We start from the raw sequence: 18,880 nt of genomic DNA, 5'->3' as shown, positions 1-18,880 counted from the left end.
CCCGCAGCTTTCCGGCGACTCGGCGTAGACGTCGTTCGCCAGGCCGTCAGTTCGTGAGGTGCAGCGACGCCGAGAGCGCCGCGTCGGCGTCGCGCAGGACCTTGGCCGCCACCTGGAGGCCTTCGATCCGGCCCAGGGAGACGTCCTCGTGCTCGATGTTGACCAGCATTTCAGGGTCCACCTCGTACAGCGCGCGGAGGAACTCTGCCCAGTAGGCGGTGTCGTGCCCGCGCCCGAGCGCCACGAAGTCCCAGGCGGAGTCCTTGGGCCATTCGTTGGCCCACTCGTCGCCGCCGAGGTTGGTGCGGTTTTCCTCCGGGGAGAGCCGGCGGAAGCTGTTGTCGAGGACGCCGTACAGCGCGGCGTTCGCGGTGTTGATGCGGACGTCCTTTGCGGCGGCCTGGAAGACCAGCGGACCGAGTTCGCGGACCACGGCGACCGGATCCATCTGCTGCCAGAACAGGTGCGAGGCGTCCAGCTCGACGCCGACGTGGGTCGCGCCGGTGAGCTCGATGAGCTTGCGGACGTCGGCTGTGTTGAACACGATGTTCTGCGGGTGCAGCTCGAGGGCCACCTTCACCCCGTGGTCGGCAGCCAGCCGGTCGGTTTCCTTCCAGAAGTCGGCCGCGATGCCCCACTGGTAGTCGAGCACGTCCAGGGCGGCCGAGTTCCAGGCATTGACTACCCAGTTGACAGTGGTGGCTCCGGGTTCGCCGCCGGGCAGGCCCGACATGGTCACCACCCGGTCCTGTCCCAGCCGCTGTGCCAGCCGGATGGAGCGGCGGATGTCCTCGGCATGCTTCTCGCCGATCTCACGCTTGGGGTGCAGCGGGTTGCCGTTGCAGTTCAGCCCGGCGATCGAGACGCCGGTCCCCTCGAAAATCGCGAGATAGTCGTCGCGGGCCGCATCGCTTTCCAGGATCTGGTCCATGGTGGGGACATGGACGGCCGGCAGGAATCCGCCAGTGTTGATTTCGATGCCGGTCAGTCCGAGGTTGGCAATGACCTTGAGGGCTTCGGGAAGCGGCCGGTCGTGCAGGATGGCGTTGTAGACACCGAGTTTCATAGCGTGATCTTCTTTCCGTTGCTGAGTGCGGATTCGGTGACAGCACCGAGCAGTTCCATGTTGCGCACGCCTTCGTCGAAGGTGGCGCAGCGGGGCAGGGAGGATTCCTCGCTGAGGCCGGCGACCTCCTCGAGGAAGGCACGGGACTGGTAGGCGAAAGCGTCGTTCTGGCCGAACCCGACGCTGGGCGCGTCCATCGCCAGTCCGCCGGCGATGTAGGGGTGTCCGGGTCCGAGAATGACCTGGCGGTAGCCGTTCTCGTTGGCCGGGCCGTCGTTGAGGAACAGCTCGATCTCGGCGGGGCGGCGCTGGTCAAACCTGGCGGCGCCGTTCTCGCAGAAGACCTCGAAGATCAGGCTGTTGGCATGCCCGGCCGCGACCCGGGAGACCTCGAAGCCACCGGCGCCGTTCTCGAATTCGGCGGAGAACACCGCGTAGTCGTCGTTTTCGACCGCCTCGAAGGTGTCGCTGACCGCGGCGTGGTCGTGGCCCATGACGGCGCCGAGCGGGAGCGGGCGCTTGCCGATCACGGTGCTGAGGCGTCCCCCGCTGATGGACTTGATGTCGCCGCAGAGGAACTCGGCGACATACGTGAGGTGGCTTCCGACGTCGGCCAGGGCACCGGAGCCGGGCCCGCCCTTGTACCGCCAACTCATCGGGGCGGACGGGCTGAAGCCGTAGTCCGTCCAGTAGCGGCCGCTGAAGTGCAGGACGTTGCCCAGGACGCCGCTACGGATGAGATCGCGGATGTAGGCGATGCCCGGTGTGCGGCGGAAGGTGAACCCGATGCGCGCGATTGAGTTCGCATTGCGGGCCGCCTCCGCCATGGCGCGGGCGTCCTCGAGCGTGTCGCTGAGCGGCTTTTCGCACAGCACGTGTTTGCCGGCGGCCAGCAGGCCTTCCACGACTTCGCGGTGGAGGGAGTTCGCAATCACGACGCTCACGACGTCGATGTCGTCCGCCTCGGCGATCGCCTGCCACGACGTGTCATTGCGTGCGTAACCAAAGCGCTGCGCCGCCAAGGAGCCGAATTCGGCATTGACATCGCCGATGGAGACCAGCCGGATGGGTGGAAGTACAGGGCTGTAAAGCGCCGACGCCGTGCGGTAGGCAGCCGCGTGGGCCTTACCGGCCATTCCGGCGCCGATTACGGCAACTCCCAAACTGTCAGCCATCGATTTCTCCTTTGAAATTCGGCCAGGCCGACGGCCCGACGCTAGAAAATTGGAGCGCTACAAAAACTGGCGCTGAACAAAAGCGTAGCCATGTGCATATGTCCTGTCAATGGTTGACCGGTTATCCTCGGATGAGACGTGAAAGGCTCTGCAGATGCCGTTGAATACCCCTCGAACCCGCCGCCCGACGATCTATGACGTCGCCAAGAGCGCCGGTGTCTCCCCGTCGCTGGTGTCCCTCGTGCTTCAAAACCCGTCGAAGGTCAGTGAGAAGCGCCGGGAGGCAGTCCGGACGGCCATGGCCGAGCTGGGATACCGGCCCAGCCGTGCAGCGACCACGCTCGCCAGCAGCCAGACGAAAAGCATCGGCCTCGTCATTGACGACTTCCGGAATCTCTGGTTCGTGGACCTGCTGCGCGGCCTGGAATCCGCCCTCTCACCCCATGGTTACCAAGTCACGCTCGCGGATTCCCGCCCGGGCGAGAACCGCATCACGGAGGCCACGGACGGCCTGCTGTCCATGCACGTGGAGGGCCTCGTGATCGCGGCCGAGCCGAGTGAGCCGATGATGGCCGGGACCTGGGTTCCCTCCGTCGTGGCGGGCTGGCGGGACGGCGTCCCCGCCGGAGCCGGGCTCATCACCAATGATGACGACTGCGGCGGCCGGATGGTGGCCGAGCATCTGCTCGGGCTCGGCCACACGCGGATTGGACACCTCTCGGGCTCCGGCGGCGCCGCAGCCCACCGGCGGGACGGTTTCCGCAGCCGTATCGTGGAGGCCGGCGTCGAGGTCCGGATCGCCGGCGAATCCCAGGGAACCTCGGAGGAGGACGGCTACGCGGCCGCCTGCTGGCTGCTGGACCACCACCCGGACACAACGGCCCTGTTCGCGGCCAACGACACCATGGCCCTGGGGGCTCTCGCCGCGGCCAAGGCACACGGCCTTTCCGTCCCGGCAGAGCTCTCGGTGATCGGCTACGACAACTCCCAGCTGGCCAAGTCGCGGTATCTGGACATGTCCTCCGTGGACAACCGCAGCGACATTGTCGGCGTCGACGTCGCAAACACCCTGCTAGCGCGAATCCAGGACCCCACCCTCGAGCCTGAGCGCAAGCTGATCGAACCCGTCCTCGTGGTCCGCAGCACCACGGCCCGCGCTACCGGCTGACAGGCCGCCGTCGGCACTGCGACGTCCGCCCGCGCCATCCGTCGCAGTCGCCGGAAACGCCCGCGCGGGCGCCGTGCCGGGTGGGGTGCCAGGCGAACCCAGTGCCGGCGGCTGCCTATGCCCCGTAGCTTGGTTCGCGCTTCTTGATCCAGCCGATGGCACTTGCCGTGACCGGGACGAAGAGGAACTCCACAAGCGTCTTGTAGAGGAAGCCCACGACGACGTAGTTCACGAACGTCGCGACGTCGGAAATTCCAATCACGGAAGCCGCGATGCTGCAGAAAATCAGCGTGTCGACGAACTCTCCGGCCACCGAGGAGCCCATGATCCGAGCCCAGAGGGATTTCTCCCCCGTGCGTGCCTTCATCTTCACGAGAATCCAGGCATTGATGGTCTGCCCGGCCAGGAATGCCAGCAGCGACGCGAGTACGATCTGCGGGACCGGTCCCAGCGCGCCTTCCAACGCCGACTGCTTGGCGACGCCGAAGTCATCGTCGAAGCCCGGCAAGGCGATGATGATCCAGTAGCAGAGGGAGGCGAAGACCGAGAGCACGAAGGTGGTCACAATGGCCCTGCGCGCCACCTTGAAGCCGTAAACCTCGCTAATGACGTCGCCGAGAATATACGCCAGCGGGAAGAGGAAGAAGCCCCCGTCGGTGATGATCGGGCCGATGGCCACGCCTTTGGACGCCCCGATGTTGGAGAGGATCAGCACCACGGCCATCACGGCCAGGAGGATGCCGAAGTACGGGGAACCAATCGAGGCGAACCTCGGCGGCGCGGCGGCCGGGAATGTCTTAGCGGAAGTCATGGGTGTTCCATTCGTAGTGGTTCGCCTGGCGCCCGAATCCTCAGGGGAGGTCGTGTGGGCAGCCGGCTGTATTAGCACTGGATGGGTCCTGGCGGGCTGGCCGCCGGAACCGCCTTCCATTCTCTCACCCCTACGGGGTCCGCCGGCGCCCGTGTTAACGGCGACGGCGGGTTGCGGGCCGGGCGACAGAAGTCCCCCAGCCGGCAACCCGTCGTCGTGCCCTTCGCCGAAGCAGCCCCGCGGGCTTCGCGGCGGGCGGACTCAGCGGCCCGCGGGCTTAGCGGCGCGCGGTGTCGACGAGGTCCTTGTCGTCGTCCTTGCGGCCGTCGCCCGGCACGGCGGGGGCGGCAGCGGGCTCCCAGGCGTGCCCCTGCTCGTGGTCCAGGTGGGTCGACTTCTTGTTCTTCAGCGCGAAGATGTAGACCACCAGCGAGATGGCGATGGCCACCGTGACGTACGTGAAGAACAGGTCCACCCGTTCGGCCTTCTGGAACGCGGCACCCAGCAGCGGGACCGTCCCGCCGAAGAGCGAGTTGGCAATGGCGTATCCCAGTCCCACTCCCAGTGCGCGGATGGAGGCCGGGAACAGCTCGGCCTTCACGAGGGCGTTGATCGACGTGTAGCCTCCGACGATCAGCAGGCCGCCCAACATCAGCAGGAACGCGGTGAACGGGTCCCGGGTGCCGGCCAGGGTGGAGAGCAGCGGCCAGGTGAAGAGAACGCCGGTGATGCCGAACCACAGGAGCAGCGGCCTTCGGCCGACCTTGTCGGAAATGATGCCGTAAACCGGCTGCAGCAGCATGAAGATGAACAATGCCCAGAAGTTGATCACGGAGGTGTCGGTCTTCGCGATGCCGGAGGTATCGTTCATGAACTTCAGGATGAAGTTGGTGTACGTGTAGAACGCGACGGTGCCGCCGAGGGTAACGCCAATGCAGATCAGCAGCGGCTTCCAGTACTGCGTGAACAGCAGCTTCATCGTGCCCGGCTGGGCAACGCCTGCCACGGCCGGAACCTTGGCAGCCTCGACCTGCTCCGCGGAAACGGTCTCCTCCATCGAGCGCCGCAGCCACAGAACCACCAGGGCGGCGACGCCGCCAATCGCGAACGGGATGCGCCAGCCCCATTCGGTCAGGGTGGACTTGTCCAGGGTGTTCTGCAGGATGACGAGGACCAGCAAGGCCAGCATCTGGCCTCCGATCAGCGTGACGTACTGGAAGCTGGAGAAGAAGCCGCGGCGCTTGGATGTGGCGGCCTCGGACATGTACGTGGCGCTGGTGCCGTATTCTCCGCCGACGGAGAAGCCCTGGATCAGCCGCACCAGGATCAGCAGGAGTAGTGCCCAGACCCCGATCTGCTGGGTTGTCGGCAGGATGGCGATGGCGAAGGAGCCGGCGGACATCATTGTCACGCTCAGGGTCAGCGCAGCCTTGCGTCCCTTCCGGTCGGCGTAGCGGCCGAAGAACCAGGCGCCCACCGGGCGCATCAGGAACGACGTCGAGAAAACGGCCATCGCCTCAAGACCGGCCTGCAGCTCGTCCTTCGAATTGAAGAAGTGCGACTGGAAATATGCCGCGAAAACCGTGTAGACGTAGAGGTCGTACCACTCCACGAGGTTTCCGGCAGAGCCTTTGAGAATGTTGCTCACGGCTTTTCTCGTCTGTGCCGATTCGGACAACTGGGTGCTCATCAATGAACCTTCCTGGATCCGGCGCCGCAAGAAAGCAACACCGTCCGCCACCTTATTCCCGGGCCTCCGGAATGCCAGGGTTCTGTTCATATTGGTCATGGGCACAATGTGGGCGCCGCTTGCGGACTGGCAGGATGGGACCATGACTTCCACTGCCTTTGATTCCGCCGCCCTGTCGGCTTCCGAAGCCGCCACTCCCGCCCTCGCCCTGACCATCGCCGGATCCGAAGCGACCGGCGGCGCCGGTGCGCAGGCTGACCTGAAGACGTTCCAGGAGCTCGGCGTTTTCGGAATCGCCAACCTGACCTGCATCGTTTCCTTCGATCCGCAGGACAACTGGAACCACCGCTTCGTGCCGATCGACCAGCAGGTCATCGCCGACCAGCTCGAGGCGACAACGGCTGCCTATGGTGCCGCGTCCGGGGCGCCGTCCGTGCTGGATACGGTGAAGATCGGGATGCTGGGCAGCCCGGCGACGATTTCCACGGTCGCCGCGGCGCTGGCTGGCGCTGCCTTCACGAACGTGGTGCTGGATCCGGTTCTGATCTGCAAGGGACAGGAGCCGGGCCACGCCCTGGACACCGATCTGGCCCTCAAGGCGGAAATCCTCCCGCTGGCCACGTTCGTCACACCGAACCACTTCGAGGCCGAGTCCCTCTCCGGCCTGCACATCACCGACGTCGAGTCGCTCACGGCCGCCGCCGTCCGCATCCACGAACTCAGCGGCGCCGCGGTGCTCGCCAAGGGCGGCGTTCGCCTGGCCGGGCCCGACGCCGTCGACGTCTACTACGACGGCGAGACGCTGGAAGTCCTGTCCGCCCCGAAGGTGGGCGAAGTCGCGGTCTCCGGGGCCGGCTGCTCGCTGGCGGCGGCCGTGACCGCGGAACTGGCCAAGGGTGCGACGCCGCTTGAGGCCGCCCGCAGTGCCAAGGCGTTTGTGACTGCGGGGATCCGGAACCGGGTGGCCTCGGGAGCGCCGTTCGATGCGCTTTGGCAGGGCGGCCCGCGCTAACGCTCGGTTGCCGGCGAACTCGACGGACCTCAGAGGCGCGGGATGTTGCGCAGGTTGCTGCGGGCCATGCTGACCGCTTCGCCGGCGCCCCGGTTGAGGACCACTTTGGACATCGCCGTGGCGAACCCGAGGATCTGGGCTCCCTTGATTTTTGGCGGAAGCGAGAGCGCCTTGGGGTCGGTGACCAGTTCCACCAGCGAGGGTCCCGGATGGGCAAAGGCGGCCCGGTAGGCGGCCTCGATGCGGGACGGGTCGGTAACACGGACGGCGTGGAATCCCAGGGCCCGGGCCACCGCGGCATAGTTGGCGTCCGGCACGTCGACGCCGAAGTCCGGGAGACCGTCCACCAGCATCTCCAGCTTGACCATGCCGAGGGTGGAGTTGTTGAAAACCACCACGTTGACCGGGAGCCGGAGCGCGGCGACGGTGATCAGCTCCCCCAGCAGCATCGACAGGCCGCCGTCGCCCGATACCGAAACGACCTGGCGCCCGGGGTAGGCGAGCTGGGCGCCGATCGCGTGCGGAAGCGCATTTGCCATGGAGCCGTGCAGGTACGAGCCGATCAGGTGGCGGGTGCCGAGCGGGTTGATGTACCGCGCTGTCCAGACGTTGCACATGCCGGTGTCGGCGGTGAAGATCGCGTCCCTCGCCGCGACCTGGTCCAGCACCGATGCTGCGTATTCCGGGTGGATCGGCTCTGTGGTTTCCACTTTGCGCGTGTAGGCGCCGACGGCCTTGTTCATCAACCGGTCGTGCTTCTTCAGCATCGCGTCGAGGAAGCGGCGGCTCTTCTTTGGCTGAAGCAGGGGCATGAGGGCCGCGAGGGTCGGCAGCACGTCGCCGTGGACCGCGACGTCGACGTCGGTCCGCCGGCCCAGCTTCTGGGCCGCCCGGTCCACCTGCGCCGTGCGCGTTCCGGGGAGGAACTGGTCGTAGGGGAAGTCCGTGCCGAGCAGGATCAGCAGGTCCGCGTCCTCGATCCCCTCGGCCGCGGCGCCGTAGCCCAGCAGGCCGGTCATCCCGATGTCGTAGGGATTGTCATACTGCATAAAGTCTTTGCCGCGGAGCGAATGCCCGATCGGCGCTTTGACGGCTTCGGCCAGGGCAATGACCTCGTCGTGGGCGCCCTGGACTCCGGCGCCGGCAAAGATCGCCACTTTTTCTGCGGCGTTGATCGCGTCAGCCAGCTCCTGCACGCTGGCGGGGTCCGGCGTCAGCGTCGCCGGCCGGAATGCGGCAGCGGCCGGGGTGGGAGCCACCGCGTCCAGCCCGGCAATGTCACCGGGAAGGGTGACGACGGCGACTCCCTGGAGGGCCACGGCGTGCTGGATGGCACTGTGCATGACCCGCGGGGCCTGTTCAGCGGTGCTGATCAGCTCGGAATACACCGAGCACTCGTTGAACAGCCTGTCAGGATGCGTCTCCTGGAAGAAGCTGCTGCCAATTTGTTTGCTGGGAATGTGCGAGGCGATGGCCAGCACCGCGGCGCCGGAACGGTTGGCGTCATAGAGCCCGTTGATCAGGTGCAGGTTTCCCGGCCCGCAGGAGCCTGCACAGACCGCCAGACGGCCGGTCAGCTGTGCTTCGGCCGCCGCCGCGAACGCGGCGGTCTCCTCGTGCCGGACGTGGATCCAGTCGATCCCGCCTTTCGCGACCCCGCCCGTCTTCCGGACCGCGTCGACTATCGGGTTGAGGCTGTCGCCGACAATCCCGTAGATGCGCTGCACGCCGGCGGCTTGAAGTTGTTCGATGAGCTGGGTTGCAAGTTCCTTGGCCATGGCTGGTGCTCCCGCAGTCGAGTCCGTTAGCTGACACGGCCAATATAGTCCGCCCGGCCAGAACCCGAGGGAGCGTCCCGCGAAAACCGCAGGGAGCGTCAGCTGCCCGAGTGTGCCTGCAGGAACGCGTAGACCTCGGTCTCATCCACGCCGGGGAAGGCGCCCGGCGGCATGGCCGCCAGCAGGTGCGAATGTGCCCGGGCCGAGGGCCAGGCGTTCCCGGCCCATTCCGAGGTCAGGGCCGCCGGCGGGCGCCGGCAGCAGCTTTCGTCCGGGCAGGTCGACTTGGACCGCTCCGTGGTGTCGCGGCCGCGGAACCACTTCACCTGCGCGTACGGGACACCCACCGAGAGCGAGAACTCCCCGTTGGCGGAGCGTTCCGTCCGGGCTGTGCACCAGTACGTCCCGGCAGGGGTGTCGGTGTACTGGTTGTAGGCGCTGAACTTGTCCGGGACGTCGAACACCACCCTGGAGGTCCAGTTCTTGCAGGACGGCTGGCCCTCGATGGCGCCGGTGTGGTCCTGCGGGAACGTCACCCCGTCGTTCTCATAGGCCTTGTAGATAATGCCGCTCTTGTGGGTCTTCTGGAAGTGCGTGCGGATGTCCAGATGCTGGGTGGCCAGGTTCGTGAACCGGTGGGCGGCCGTCTCATAGGACACGGCGAAGGCGTCCCGGATGTCCTCGACCGCGATTTCCTTGGCCTGCTTGGCCCGCTGCAGGAACTCCACCGTCGCCTGCTCGGGCAGCAGGAGCGCGGCGGCGAAGTAATTCGTGGCCACGCGCTGCATCAGGAAGTCCCCATAGTTCGACGGGGTCTGATGGCCCAGTACGTAGTGGCCCAGGGCCTGCAGCAGCACGGAACGGGGGTCGTGGTCGCTGCGGGCGTTCTGCGTGAGGTAAATTCTGCGGTTCTTAAGGTCGGTCACCGAGCGGGTGGAATGCGGCAGGTCGCCCACGTGGTGGAGACTGAACCCGAGGTGCCCGGCGATGTCCGCGATGACGTGGTGGGACAGCGGGCCACTGGTGTGCCCCACCGAGGCGAGGACCTTCTGCGCCTCCGCCTCGTACTCCGGGAAGTAGTTGTTCCGCTCCCGCATCATCGCGCGCAGCTCCCCGTTCGCGCGGCGGGCCTCTTCCGGCGTCGCGACCTGCTCGTTGAGCCGGCGTTCCAGCTCGTGCTGCAGCCCCACCATGGACTCCAGCACGTCCATTGGAAGACGCGAGCTGATGCGGATCTTGGGCAGCTTCAGGGACTCGTAGATGGGGCTTCGCTGGTAGCGCTCCAGCTCGATCTCCAGGGCGGCGCGGCGGTTGGGGGGCTCCGCGCCGAGCAGTTCGTCGATGCTGACGCCGAGGGCAGCGGCGAGCTGCTGGAGCAGCCCGAGCTTGGGCTCACGTTTGCCGTTCTCGATCAGGCTCAGCTGGCTGGGGGCTGTTCCCACCGTGGCGCCCAGGTCATCGAGTGTGAGTCCGGCGGCCTTGCGGAGGTGGCGGACGCGGCGGCCCATGCTGATGACGTCCACCTCTGGAACGGCGGGCGAAGCTGCGGACGCGGGGCGGTTCCAGCTGGCGGGGTGCATTTCTTGAGAATACGCGAAGAAGTGCATTTCTTTCCAGTCTTTTCATCTAGAAAGCCGATTGAAAGTACAGAAAAGTAGGTCTTACGGAAAAGTTACACCGCACCGGATCAGCCAGTCGCACTGCGAGGAAGCAGTGCAGCCGGCCCGGGGCCCCACTAAGGAGACAAAGATGACTGCAGCATTTGAGCCCACCCAGACGCCCGAACAGCAGGCCGCCGCACTGGAGCTCGAGTGGGCTGCCAACCCGCGCTGGGAAGGTGTCACCCGTGACTACAAGGCCTCCGATGTCGTCCGCCTCCGCGGCCGCGTCTCCGAAGAGCACACCCTGGCCCGCCGCGGCTCCGAGAAACTGTGGAAGCAGCTGACCACGGAGCACAAGGAAGGCAAGTACACCAACGCCCTGGGCGCCCTGACCGGCAACCAGGCAGTGCAGCAGGTCAAGGCCGGCCTCCGCGCCATCTACCTCTCCGGCTGGCAGGTCGCCGCCGACGCCAACAACTCCGGCCACACCTACCCGGACCAGTCCCTCTACCCGGCCAACTCGGTCCCGACCGTGGTCCGCCGCATCAACAACGCCCTGCTCCGTGCCGACCAGATCGAGTTCTCCGAAGGCATCCAGACCGTCGAGGACTGGATGGTCCCGATCATCGCCGACGCCGAGGCCGGCTTCGGTGGCCCGCTCAACGCCTACGAGCTGATGAAGTCCATGATTCAGGCCGGCGCCTCGGGCGTGCACTGGGAAGACCAGCTCGCCTCGGAGAAGAAGTGCGGCCACCTCGGCGGCAAGGTCCTCATTCCCAGCCAGCAGCACGTCCGCACCCTGAACGCCGCCCGCCTGGCGGCCGACGTCGCGGGCACCCCGTCCGTGATCATCGCCCGCACCGATGCCGAGGCAGCCACTCTGATCACCTCCGACGTCGATCCGCGCGACCAGGAATTCGTCACCGGCGAGCGCACCGCGGAGGGCTTCTACAAGGTCCGCAACGGAATCGAACCCTGCATCGCCCGCGCCAAGGCCTACGCCCCGTACTCCGACCTCATCTGGATGGAAACGGGCACCCCGGACCTGGAGCTGGCCCGCAAGTTCGCCGAATCGGTCAAAGCCGACTTCCCGGACCAGATGCTCTCCTACAACTGCTCCCCGTCGTTCAACTGGAAGAAGCACCTCGACGACGCCACGATCGCCAAGTTCCAGCGTGAACTCGGCGCCATGGGCTTCACCTTCCAGTTCATCACCCTGGCCGGCTTCCACGCCCTGAACTACTCGATGTTCGATCTCGCCCACGGTTACGCCCGTGAAGGCATGAGCGCCTACGTCGAGCTGCAGGAGAAGGAATTCGCCTCCGAATCCCGCGGCTACACCGCGACCAAGCACCAGCGCGAAGTCGGTACCGGCTACTTCGACGACATCGCAACCGCGCTCAACCCGAACGCATCCACCCTGGCTCTGGTGGGATCCACCGAAGAAGGCCAGTTCCACTAATCCCCAGCTTTCCCCGCCAGTTGCTCTATCACTTTTGGTCCTCATCGCCCGCCTTTGGGGACCAAAAGTGATAGGGCAACGGCGGACTTTCAAGGAGCAACTCCCATGAACAGCTTCACTGACAACTTCACCATCAACGGGGTTACGTTGACCGCACAGCCGATTTGCCGGCAGAGCGAGGTTCTCACGCCGGACGCGCTGGCGTTTGTTGCCAAGCTGCACCGGGCCACCGCCGGCCGGCGGCTGGAGCTGCTGCAGGCCCGCCGGGACCGCCGCCAGCAGATCGGCAAGGGCCAGGACCCGCGGTTCCTCGGCGAGACCGAGTCCGTCCGGAATGATCCGACCTGGCGCGTTGCTCCCCCGGCTCCGGGCCTGACGGACCGCCGCGTCGAGATCACCGGTCCGGTAGACAAGAAGATGACCATCAACGCGCTGAACTCCGGCGCCAAGGTGTGGCTCGCGGACATGGAGGACTCCTCCACCCCGTCGTGGCGCAACGTCATCCAGGGCCAGCTCAACCTCACCGACGCGCTGGAGCGACGGATCGACTTCACCTCCCCCGAGGGCAAGGAATACAAGCTCCGCCCCGCCGGCGAGCTGCCCACGATCGTGGTCCGGCCCCGCGGCTGGCACCTGCCGGAAAAGCACATGCTCATCGACGGCACCCCGATCGCCGGCGGCATCGTGGACTTCGGCCTGTACTTCTTCCACAACGCCCGCCGCCTGATTGCCCAGGGCAAGGGCCCGTACTTCTACCTGCCGAAGATCGAGAACCACCTCGAAGCCCGCCTGTGGAACGACATCTTCATCCTCGCCCAGGACCTCCTCGGCATCCCGCAGGGGACCATCCGCGCCACGGTGCTGATCGAAACCATCACGGCCGCCTTCGAAATGGAGGAGATCCTCTACGAACTGCGCGACCACGCCGCCGGACTGAACGCCGGCCGTTGGGACTACATCTTCTCGTTGATCAAGAACTTCCGCACCCGCGGGCCGCGCTTCGTCCTGCCGGACCGCAGCCAGGTCACCATGACCCAGCCGTTCATGCGCGCCTACACCGAACAGCTGGTCCGGGCCTGCCACAAGCGCGGCGCCATGGCCATCGGCGGTATGGCCGCAGCCGTCCCGAACCGCAAGGACGCCGAAGCCAACGCGATCGCCATCGAGAAGGTCCGCGCCGACAAGACCCGCGAGGCCGGCGACGGCTTCGACGGCTCCTGGGTGGCCCACCCGGACCTGGTGCCGGTCTGCCGCGAAGTGTTCGACGGCGTCCTCGGCGACCGCCCGAACCAGCTGGACCGCCTCCGCGAGGACGTCACCCCGGACGACCGCGCACTGCTCGACATCGCCTCCACCACCGGCACCATCACCGAGCAGGGCATCCGGAACAACATCGAGGTCGGCATCCGCTACATCGAGTCCTGGCTCCGCGGCAACGGCGCCGTCGCCATCCACAACCTGATGGAGGACGCCGCCACCGCGGAGATCTCCCGCTCGCAGCTCTGGCAGTGGATCTTCGCCCGCGCCATCACGGACCACGGCGACGTCATCACCCGCGAATGGGTCGAGGACATGCTGGACGAGGAGTTCGCCCGGCTGGAACGCTTCGAGGGTGACCGCTTCGCCGATGCGCGGGACATCTTCGAGGAAGTCACGCTCACCGCCGCGTTCCCGGCCTTCCTGACGCTTCCGGCCTACGACCGGTTCCTGCATGAAGCGCGCGACGGCGGGGACGTCCCCAGCGACGATCCCACCCTCGTCCCCGCCTAGGGTCCGTCCAGGACCACCAAGGCAGGTGCAGATTTCCGTCTGCTGGGCCGCCACGCCCTTCGCAACAGGCAACCCCGAGATCCGGGGCGGCGGCCCAGCGACGGAAGACCCCCTGGTGCCTCGACAACGGCGTCGAGGTGACAGTTAAGGCCCATGTTCTCAATGAACATGGGCCTTAACTGTCGCCTCGGCTCAGCGCGCCTTGGGCACGTGCCGGACGGACAGTGCGGTCCCCAGGAGGAACATCAGCGCTGAGCCCAGCACCATCAGCAGCGGTACAGTCCAGGATCCGGTGATGCCGTTTGCGTAGCCCAGCAGGGTTGGCGCCAGGGCACCGAAGGCGTAGCCCGCGCCCTGCACGACGGCGGACATCCGGCCAGCGGAGGCCTGGTCCCGGGCCAGCCGGATGATCGCGATGAAGATCAGGGTGATCCCGCCGCCCTGGGCGATGCCGCCCAACGAAGACCACAGCCACCACAGCTCCGGTGCCAGCAGCAGGCCAACCGGAACCGTCAGCCACAACAGCCCCAGGGTGAGTCCGACCGCCGTCGTACTGGCAAAGCGGGCCGCGAGCGGAACGCCCAGTCCGCCGACGATGGCGAGGATCTGGAACAACGAGGACCCGGCGCCCGCCTCCGCCGCCGTCATGCCCAGCTCGTCCGCGAGGATGCTGGGAAGCCAGGCGGTCACACCGTAGTAGGAGAACGCTTGCCCGGCGAAGCCTGCGGTCAGCCCGACCGTTATCCAGCGCGACGCGGCCTTGATCCCGGCACGGGCAGGGTTCGGGGCGGGAACCGGCTCGGGGCGGAACGCCCGGCTGCCGAAGGCGAGCACCCAGGCCAGGAGCGCCGCGACGGCGAAGACCCCGCAGGCTGCCAGCGCCAGCCGCCACCCCAGCAGTTCAGCCAGCGGCGCCATCACCATGGCGGTGACAAAGGACCCAATGTTCAGTGCGGCCGTGTAGATGCCCATGGCCGTGGCCTGCCGGGCCGGAGCGAAGTCCCGCCGGATGATCAGGGGGACGGCGATATTGCCGATCGTGATGGCGATGCCGAGAATCACCGTGCCGAGCATGACCAGGGCGCCGCTGCCCGCAGACCGCACAATGACGCCCAGCAGAACGCCCAGCAGGGTGAGGGTGATGGCGACTTCTGCGCCGAGTTTGCGCCCGGTGAACGACGCGAGTGGCGAGGCAAGGGCGAAGCACAGCACCGGGATGCCGGTCAGGAGCCCGAGTTCCACCGGGGAGAAGCCGAGTTCCGCCTGCATCGGGCCGACCACAGGCGCCACCGCCACGAATGGGCCGCGCATGTTCAGTGCGATGAGCCCGATTGCGGCCAGCAGAATCCAGCTCCCCGGCACCTTCGCAAGGACGTTGGCGCTCATGGGACCCGCGGCTCGGCCGGCGGACAGAAATATGCTTTCATCAGTCCCATTGCTATCACGTGCCCCGCCGGATGCGGCCATCGTTACACCCGTCGGACAAGTCCCGCCGGCGTCAGCCCGTGGCCTGCAGGGTCGCTTCGACCACTGCGGGCGAAAGCACATACTGCGTGACCATCTGGCTGGCCCCCAGGATGGCTGCCTGGTCCCCCGCCATGGAGAGACCAATCCGCAAGTGGGTGGTAGCGAGCGGCAGCGAGCGCCGGTAGACCACCTCCCGGACGCCGGCCATGAGGTGTTCGCCGGCCTGGCCCAGGCTTCCGCCGATCACGATCGTGGAGGGGTTGAGCAGGTTCACCACCGTGGCGAGCACGTCCCCCAGGTCGCGGCCAGCCTGCCGTAAGGCCTGGATCGCCGGCAGGCTGCCCTCGGCCACGAGCCGCAGCACGTCACTGCCGTTGTCCGCCATTAGGCCCTGAAGCGTCAGGGTGTGCGCGACCGCGGGACCAGAGGCGAGCGCCTCAAGGCAGCCGTAGTTGCCGCAGCGACAAAGCACGTCGTCGCCGCGCGGTACCCGGACGTGGCCGAGGTCGCCAGCCGTGCCATTGGCGCCGCGCTGGAGCTGGCCACTGCTGATGATGCCGGCGCCGATTCCGGTGGCGACCTTGATGAAGAGGAAGTTGTCGTCTTCCGGCCAATAGGCAGTCTGCTCACCCAGAGCCATGATGTTGACGTCGTTGTCCACCAGCACCGGTACCGGCAGCGAGCGCTGGAGGTGCCGGACGACGTCGAACCCGTCCCAGCCGGGCATGATCGGCGGCTTCACCGGCATCCCGGAGGCGTGTTCCACGGGGCCCGGCAGGCCGATACCGATGCCGGCGAGACCGTCCCTGCCGCGGCCGGCCTGGCTGAGCAGCTTGGTCCCCTCCGCCAGCACGCGGTCCAGCACGGCCTCCGGACCGTCGGCGACGTCCTGGGACAGCCGCCGCTCCGCCAGCACCGTCCCCCCCAGGTCCGTGACGGCGATGTTCACGTGGGTGGCGCCGATGTCGACCGCCAGCACAACTCGGGCGGCGGGGTTGAAGGCAAAGCGCGACGGCGGTCGGCCTCCGCTCGAGCTCGCCTCGCCCGCCGGTCCGACGAGTCCGGAGAGCATCAGCGCGCCGATGCGGGAGGCGACGGTGGAACGGGCCAGTCCGGTGGTGAGGGCCAGTTCGGCGCGCGTGCGGGCTTTGCCGTCGCGCAGCAGCTGAAACAGGTCTCCGGCACGGGACAAACTGCCGGCGGACTCGGGGCCGGAGGTATCGGGAGCGGTGGGCGTGCTCATCAATAAGTGATAGCACGGGGCACTTCCGCGTGTCACGCTCCAAGAATCTGGACGCGTGGTTTCAACTTTTGCTTGACGCTCGACACAAGTCCCCCTAGCTTTGGATGTGAGGCAGATCACTTATCTGGCTGAACCTGCGTACCCCGCTGCGGCTCACACCCCAACGACGAGGAGAGACGGTGCAGTACTCGACCCAGCTCTACGGAATGCCGATCAGCTACAACTACCTCAGCGCGGGGAAGGCCTCCGCATGAGCCCCGCAGCGGGAACGGCGTCCGGCCCGCACGGCTCGGGCCCGGTGGGCGTCGGAATCACCGGCGCGGGCAACCTCAGCAAGCAGTACCTGCATTTCCGGGCGAACAAGCACGGCAAGCCACCGCTCGGCGTGGCGATGATCGGGTACGCCTTTATGGGCAAGGCGCACTCGAACGCCTGGCGCAATGTGGCCAGCTACTTCGACGTTCCGGCTTTCGAACAGCGGGCCCTCGTCGGGCGGAACCCGGACGGAGTCGCCGAAGCCGCGGCCAAGTACGGCTGGGCCGAGATCTCCACGGACTGGCGCTCGGTCATTGGCCGCGACGATATCCAGATCGTGGACATCTGCGCCCCCGGTTTTATGCACGCCGAGATCGCAATTGCCGCCCTTGCCGCGGGCAAGCACGTGCTGCTGGAGAAGCCGCTGGCCAACACCCTGGCCGAGGCTGAGGCCATGGCCGCGGCCGCCCGGACTGCCCGGGCGAGGGGTGTTCAGTCGATGGTCGGTTTCAACTACCGCCGGGTCCCGGCCCTGGCCCTTGCCCGCGAGCTGATCGCAGAGGGCAGGCTGGGCGCCGTCCGGCAGGTCCGGGCAGCGTACTTGCAGGACTGGCTCGCTGACGATACAACGCCGATGTCGTGGCGTCTGCGCAGGGAGACGGCAGGTTCCGGGGCGCTGGGCGACATCGCCTCGCATGCCATCGACCAGGTGCTGTTCCTGCTCGGGGACCAGGTCACCGAGGTTTCCGGGCGGCTGCACACGTTCACCCCGCACCGCCCGGGAGCCCACGGGCTGGAGGAAGTGACGGTCGACGACGCCGCCTGGGCGACGCTGGCACTTGCCTCCGGGGCCATCGCCTCGGTTGAAGTCTCCCGGATGGCCACCGGACAGAAGAATTCGCTGAAACTCGAAATTTACGGCGACAAGGGCTCCCTCCGTTTCGACCTCGAGAACCTGAACGAACTCCACTTCCTGGACGCCACGGTTCCTGCCCGGGAGCAGGGCTTCCGCCGCATCCTGGTCAACGAACCCGTGCACCCGTATGGGGCCGCCTGGTGGCCACAGGGCCACGTCATCGGCTGGGAGCATACCTTCACGCACGAAATCCGCGACTTCCTCGTCGCGATAGACACCGGAGAACAGCCTGCGCCGTCGTTCGAGGACGGACTGACGGTCCAGCGCATCCTGGCTGCCGTGGAGGAAAGCGCCGCGGCCAGGAGCGCCATTGTCCCGCTGGACGACTCCCGTGTAACCGCCGTCCCCGCCGCCAACGCCGCTGCTGTCACTGAAGGAGCCTGACATGCCCCGCCACTACACCCTGTTCACCGGTCAGTGGGCCGACCTGCCCTTGGAGGAAGTCGCGCGCCTTGCCTCCGGCTGGGGCTACGACGGCCTCGAAATCGCCGTCTCCGGCGACCATCTCGATGCCTGGCGCTGGGACGAACCCGGCTACGTCGACTCCAAGCTCGCCGTGCTTCAGAAGTACAACCTCAGGGTCTGGGCCATCTCGAACCACCTCAAGGGCCAGGCCGTCTGCGATGACCCGATCGACTTCCGGCATAAGGCCATCGTCGGGCCCAAGGTCTGGGGCGACGGCGACGCCGAAGGCGTCCGCCAGCGCGCCGCACAGGAACTGCAGCACACCGCCCGGCTCGCCAGGGCCCTCGGCGTCGACACCGTCGTCGGGTTTACCGGCTCCTCGATCTGGCAGTACGTCGCGATGTTCCCGCCCGTCCCGGCAAAGGTCATCGACGCCGGTTACCAGGACTTTGCCGACCGCTGGAACCCGATCCTGGACGTCTTCGACGACTGCGGGGTCCGCTTCGCCCATGAGGTCCACCCCTCCGAGATCGCCTACGACTACTGGACCACCGTCCGCACGCTCGAAGCGATCGGCCACCGCGAAGCGTTCGGCCTGAATTGGGACCCGTCCCACTTCATGTGGCAGGGCATCGACCCCGTCTCCTTCATCTGGGACTTCAAGGACCGGATCTACCACGTGGACTGCAAGGACACGAAGCTGCGCCCCACCGGACGCAACACCGTGATGGGCTCGCATCTGGCCTGGGGCGACCCGCGCCGGGGCTGGGACTTCGTCTCCGCCGGCCGCGGCGACGTGCCCTGGGAATCGTCCTTCCGCGCCCTGGCTGCGATCGGCTACACCGGCCCCATCTCCGTTGAATGGGAAGACGCCGGCATGGACCGGCTCCACGGAGCCCCCGAAGCCCTCGCCGCCCTCAAGAAGTACGATTTCCCAGCGTCGAACACCTCCTTCGACGCCGCGTTCAGCGCCAGGGATCCGGCGGAAAAGCGGGCATTGTGAGCACTCGTTCCTTCCTTGACGGGACAGAACCGCACTGTAACAGTTAGCTCCTGGAGGA

Annotated in this window: 14 protein-coding genes; 6 read left to right on the top strand and 8 right to left on the bottom strand. The window is 66.9% G+C overall.

Going from position 1 to position 18,880, the window contains the following annotated elements:
• Nucleotides 1–46: 46 nt before the first annotated feature.
• Nucleotides 47–1,066: a sugar phosphate isomerase/epimerase family protein gene (locus tag J2X01_RS15395; RefSeq protein ID WP_310059212.1), complete on the bottom strand. Its 1,020-nt coding sequence runs from the start codon at nucleotides 1,064–1,066 to the stop codon at nucleotides 47–49.
• Nucleotides 1,063–2,241 (bottom strand): Gfo/Idh/MocA family protein, encoded by a 1,179-nt coding sequence (locus J2X01_RS15390; protein WP_310059209.1) that lies wholly within the window; start codon nucleotides 2,239–2,241, stop codon nucleotides 1,063–1,065. The genes J2X01_RS15395 and J2X01_RS15390 overlap by 4 nt, the downstream gene beginning before the upstream one ends.
• Before the next feature lie 154 nt (nucleotides 2,242–2,395).
• Here J2X01_RS15390 and J2X01_RS15385 point away from each other — a divergent pair, with 154 nt between their 5' ends.
• On the top strand, nucleotides 2,396–3,409 hold the full coding sequence (locus J2X01_RS15385; protein ID WP_310059206.1) for a LacI family DNA-binding transcriptional regulator: 1,014 nt from the start codon (nucleotides 2,396–2,398) through the stop codon (nucleotides 3,407–3,409).
• A 115-nt stretch (nucleotides 3,410–3,524) separates the two neighbouring features.
• Here the strand turns inward: J2X01_RS15385 and J2X01_RS15380 are convergent, their stop codons facing one another.
• Nucleotides 3,525–4,220, bottom strand: a complete 696-nt coding sequence (locus J2X01_RS15380) for a queuosine precursor transporter (protein WP_310059203.1) — start codon at nucleotides 4,218–4,220, stop codon at nucleotides 3,525–3,527.
• A gap of 277 nt (nucleotides 4,221–4,497) precedes the next feature.
• On the bottom strand, nucleotides 4,498–5,910 hold the full coding sequence (locus J2X01_RS15375; RefSeq protein ID WP_310059200.1) for an MFS transporter: 1,413 nt from the start codon (nucleotides 5,908–5,910) through the stop codon (nucleotides 4,498–4,500).
• 142 nt (nucleotides 5,911–6,052) lie between these two features.
• Between J2X01_RS15375 and J2X01_RS15370 the strand changes: the two genes are divergently transcribed.
• The gene (locus J2X01_RS15370; protein WP_310059198.1) at nucleotides 6,053–6,922 is read left to right on the top strand and encodes a hydroxymethylpyrimidine/phosphomethylpyrimidine kinase; all 870 of its coding nucleotides are present in this window, start codon (nucleotides 6,053–6,055) and stop codon (nucleotides 6,920–6,922) included.
• Between the two features lie 29 nt (nucleotides 6,923–6,951).
• Here the strand turns inward: J2X01_RS15370 and J2X01_RS15365 are convergent, their stop codons facing one another.
• Both J2X01_RS15365 and J2X01_RS15360 read right to left on the bottom strand, forming a co-directional pair.
• Nucleotides 6,952–8,700 carry a pyruvate dehydrogenase gene (locus J2X01_RS15365; RefSeq protein WP_310059195.1) on the bottom strand — a complete coding sequence of 583 codons (1,749 nt, stop codon included), beginning with the start codon at nucleotides 8,698–8,700 and terminating at the stop codon, nucleotides 6,952–6,954.
• A 98-nt stretch (nucleotides 8,701–8,798) separates the two neighbouring features.
• Nucleotides 8,799–10,307, bottom strand: coding sequence for a helix-turn-helix domain-containing protein (locus tag J2X01_RS15360; RefSeq protein WP_310059192.1), 1,509 nt, complete (start codon nucleotides 10,305–10,307; stop codon nucleotides 8,799–8,801).
• Between the two features lie 142 nt (nucleotides 10,308–10,449).
• On the opposite strand from J2X01_RS15360, the gene aceA reads away from it, so the two are divergent.
• Together aceA and aceB are read left to right on the top strand one after the other, a co-directional pair.
• Nucleotides 10,450–11,763, top strand: coding sequence for an isocitrate lyase (gene aceA / locus J2X01_RS15355; RefSeq protein ID WP_310059188.1), 1,314 nt, complete (start codon nucleotides 10,450–10,452; stop codon nucleotides 11,761–11,763).
• Nucleotides 11,764–11,868: 105 nt separating this feature from the next.
• Nucleotides 11,869–13,533, top strand: coding sequence for a malate synthase A (gene aceB / locus J2X01_RS15350; protein ID WP_310059185.1), 1,665 nt, complete (start codon nucleotides 11,869–11,871; stop codon nucleotides 13,531–13,533).
• Nucleotides 13,534–13,725: 192 nt separating this feature from the next.
• Here aceB and J2X01_RS15345 read toward each other — a convergent pair whose 3' ends face one another.
• A complete protein-coding gene (locus J2X01_RS15345) occupies nucleotides 13,726–14,919 on the bottom strand; it encodes an MFS transporter (protein ID WP_310059183.1) in 1,194 nt (397 codons plus the stop codon).
• Between the two features lie 112 nt (nucleotides 14,920–15,031).
• A complete protein-coding gene (locus J2X01_RS15340) occupies nucleotides 15,032–16,243 on the bottom strand; it encodes an ROK family transcriptional regulator (RefSeq protein ID WP_310059180.1) in 1,212 nt (403 codons plus the stop codon).
• Nucleotides 16,244–16,634: 391 nt separating this feature from the next.
• Between J2X01_RS15340 and J2X01_RS15335 the strand changes: the two genes are divergently transcribed.
• Together J2X01_RS15335 and J2X01_RS15330 are read left to right on the top strand one after the other, a co-directional pair.
• The gene (locus J2X01_RS15335) at nucleotides 16,635–17,798 is read left to right on the top strand and encodes a Gfo/Idh/MocA family protein (RefSeq protein ID WP_310059340.1); all 1,164 of its coding nucleotides are present in this window, start codon (nucleotides 16,635–16,637) and stop codon (nucleotides 17,796–17,798) included.
• A 1-nt stretch (nucleotide 17,799) separates the two neighbouring features.
• On the top strand, nucleotides 17,800–18,822 hold the full coding sequence (locus tag J2X01_RS15330) for a sugar phosphate isomerase/epimerase family protein (RefSeq protein ID WP_310059176.1): 1,023 nt from the start codon (nucleotides 17,800–17,802) through the stop codon (nucleotides 18,820–18,822).
• Nucleotides 18,823–18,880 lie beyond the last annotated feature (58 nt).

The sequence above is a fragment of the Arthrobacter ginsengisoli genome (assembly GCF_031456935.1).
GTDB classification, from domain to species: domain Bacteria; phylum Actinomycetota; class Actinomycetes; order Actinomycetales; family Micrococcaceae; genus Arthrobacter; species Arthrobacter ginsengisoli.
Note: the sequence above shows the minus strand (reverse complement) of the source record. Positions and strands in the feature narration are given on the sequence as shown.

Bases quoted from the DNA above. Each gene is read 5' to 3' on its own strand.
- J2X01_RS15390 (WP_310059209.1), bottom strand. From the start codon at position 2,241: ATGGCTGACAGTTTGGGAGTTGCCGTAATCGGCGCCGGAATGGCCGGT.
- J2X01_RS15345 (WP_310059183.1), bottom strand. From the start codon at position 14,919: ATGAGCGCCAACGTCCTTGCGAAGGTGCCGGGGAGCTGGATTCTGCTG.
- J2X01_RS15370 (WP_310059198.1), top strand. From the start codon at position 6,053: ATGACTTCCACTGCCTTTGATTCCGCCGCCCTGTCGGCTTCCGAAGCC.
- aceA (WP_310059188.1), top strand. From the start codon at position 10,450: ATGACTGCAGCATTTGAGCCCACCCAGACGCCCGAACAGCAGGCCGCC.
- aceB (WP_310059185.1), top strand. From the start codon at position 11,869: ATGAACAGCTTCACTGACAACTTCACCATCAACGGGGTTACGTTGACC.
- J2X01_RS15385 (WP_310059206.1), top strand. From the start codon at position 2,396: ATGCCGTTGAATACCCCTCGAACCCGCCGCCCGACGATCTATGACGTC.
- J2X01_RS15340 (WP_310059180.1), bottom strand. From the start codon at position 16,243: ATGAGCACGCCCACCGCTCCCGATACCTCCGGCCCCGAGTCCGCCGGC.
- J2X01_RS15365 (WP_310059195.1), bottom strand. From the start codon at position 8,700: ATGGCCAAGGAACTTGCAACCCAGCTCATCGAACAACTTCAAGCCGCC.
- J2X01_RS15395 (WP_310059212.1), bottom strand. From the start codon at position 1,066: ATGAAACTCGGTGTCTACAACGCCATCCTGCACGACCGGCCGCTTCCC.
- J2X01_RS15335 (WP_310059340.1), top strand. From the start codon at position 16,635: ATGATCGGGTACGCCTTTATGGGCAAGGCGCACTCGAACGCCTGGCGC.
- J2X01_RS15360 (WP_310059192.1), bottom strand. From the start codon at position 10,307: ATGCACTTCTTCGCGTATTCTCAAGAAATGCACCCCGCCAGCTGGAAC.
- J2X01_RS15375 (WP_310059200.1), bottom strand. From the start codon at position 5,910: ATGAGCACCCAGTTGTCCGAATCGGCACAGACGAGAAAAGCCGTGAGC.
- J2X01_RS15330 (WP_310059176.1), top strand. From the start codon at position 17,800: ATGCCCCGCCACTACACCCTGTTCACCGGTCAGTGGGCCGACCTGCCC.
- J2X01_RS15380 (WP_310059203.1), bottom strand. From the start codon at position 4,220: ATGACTTCCGCTAAGACATTCCCGGCCGCCGCGCCGCCGAGGTTCGCC.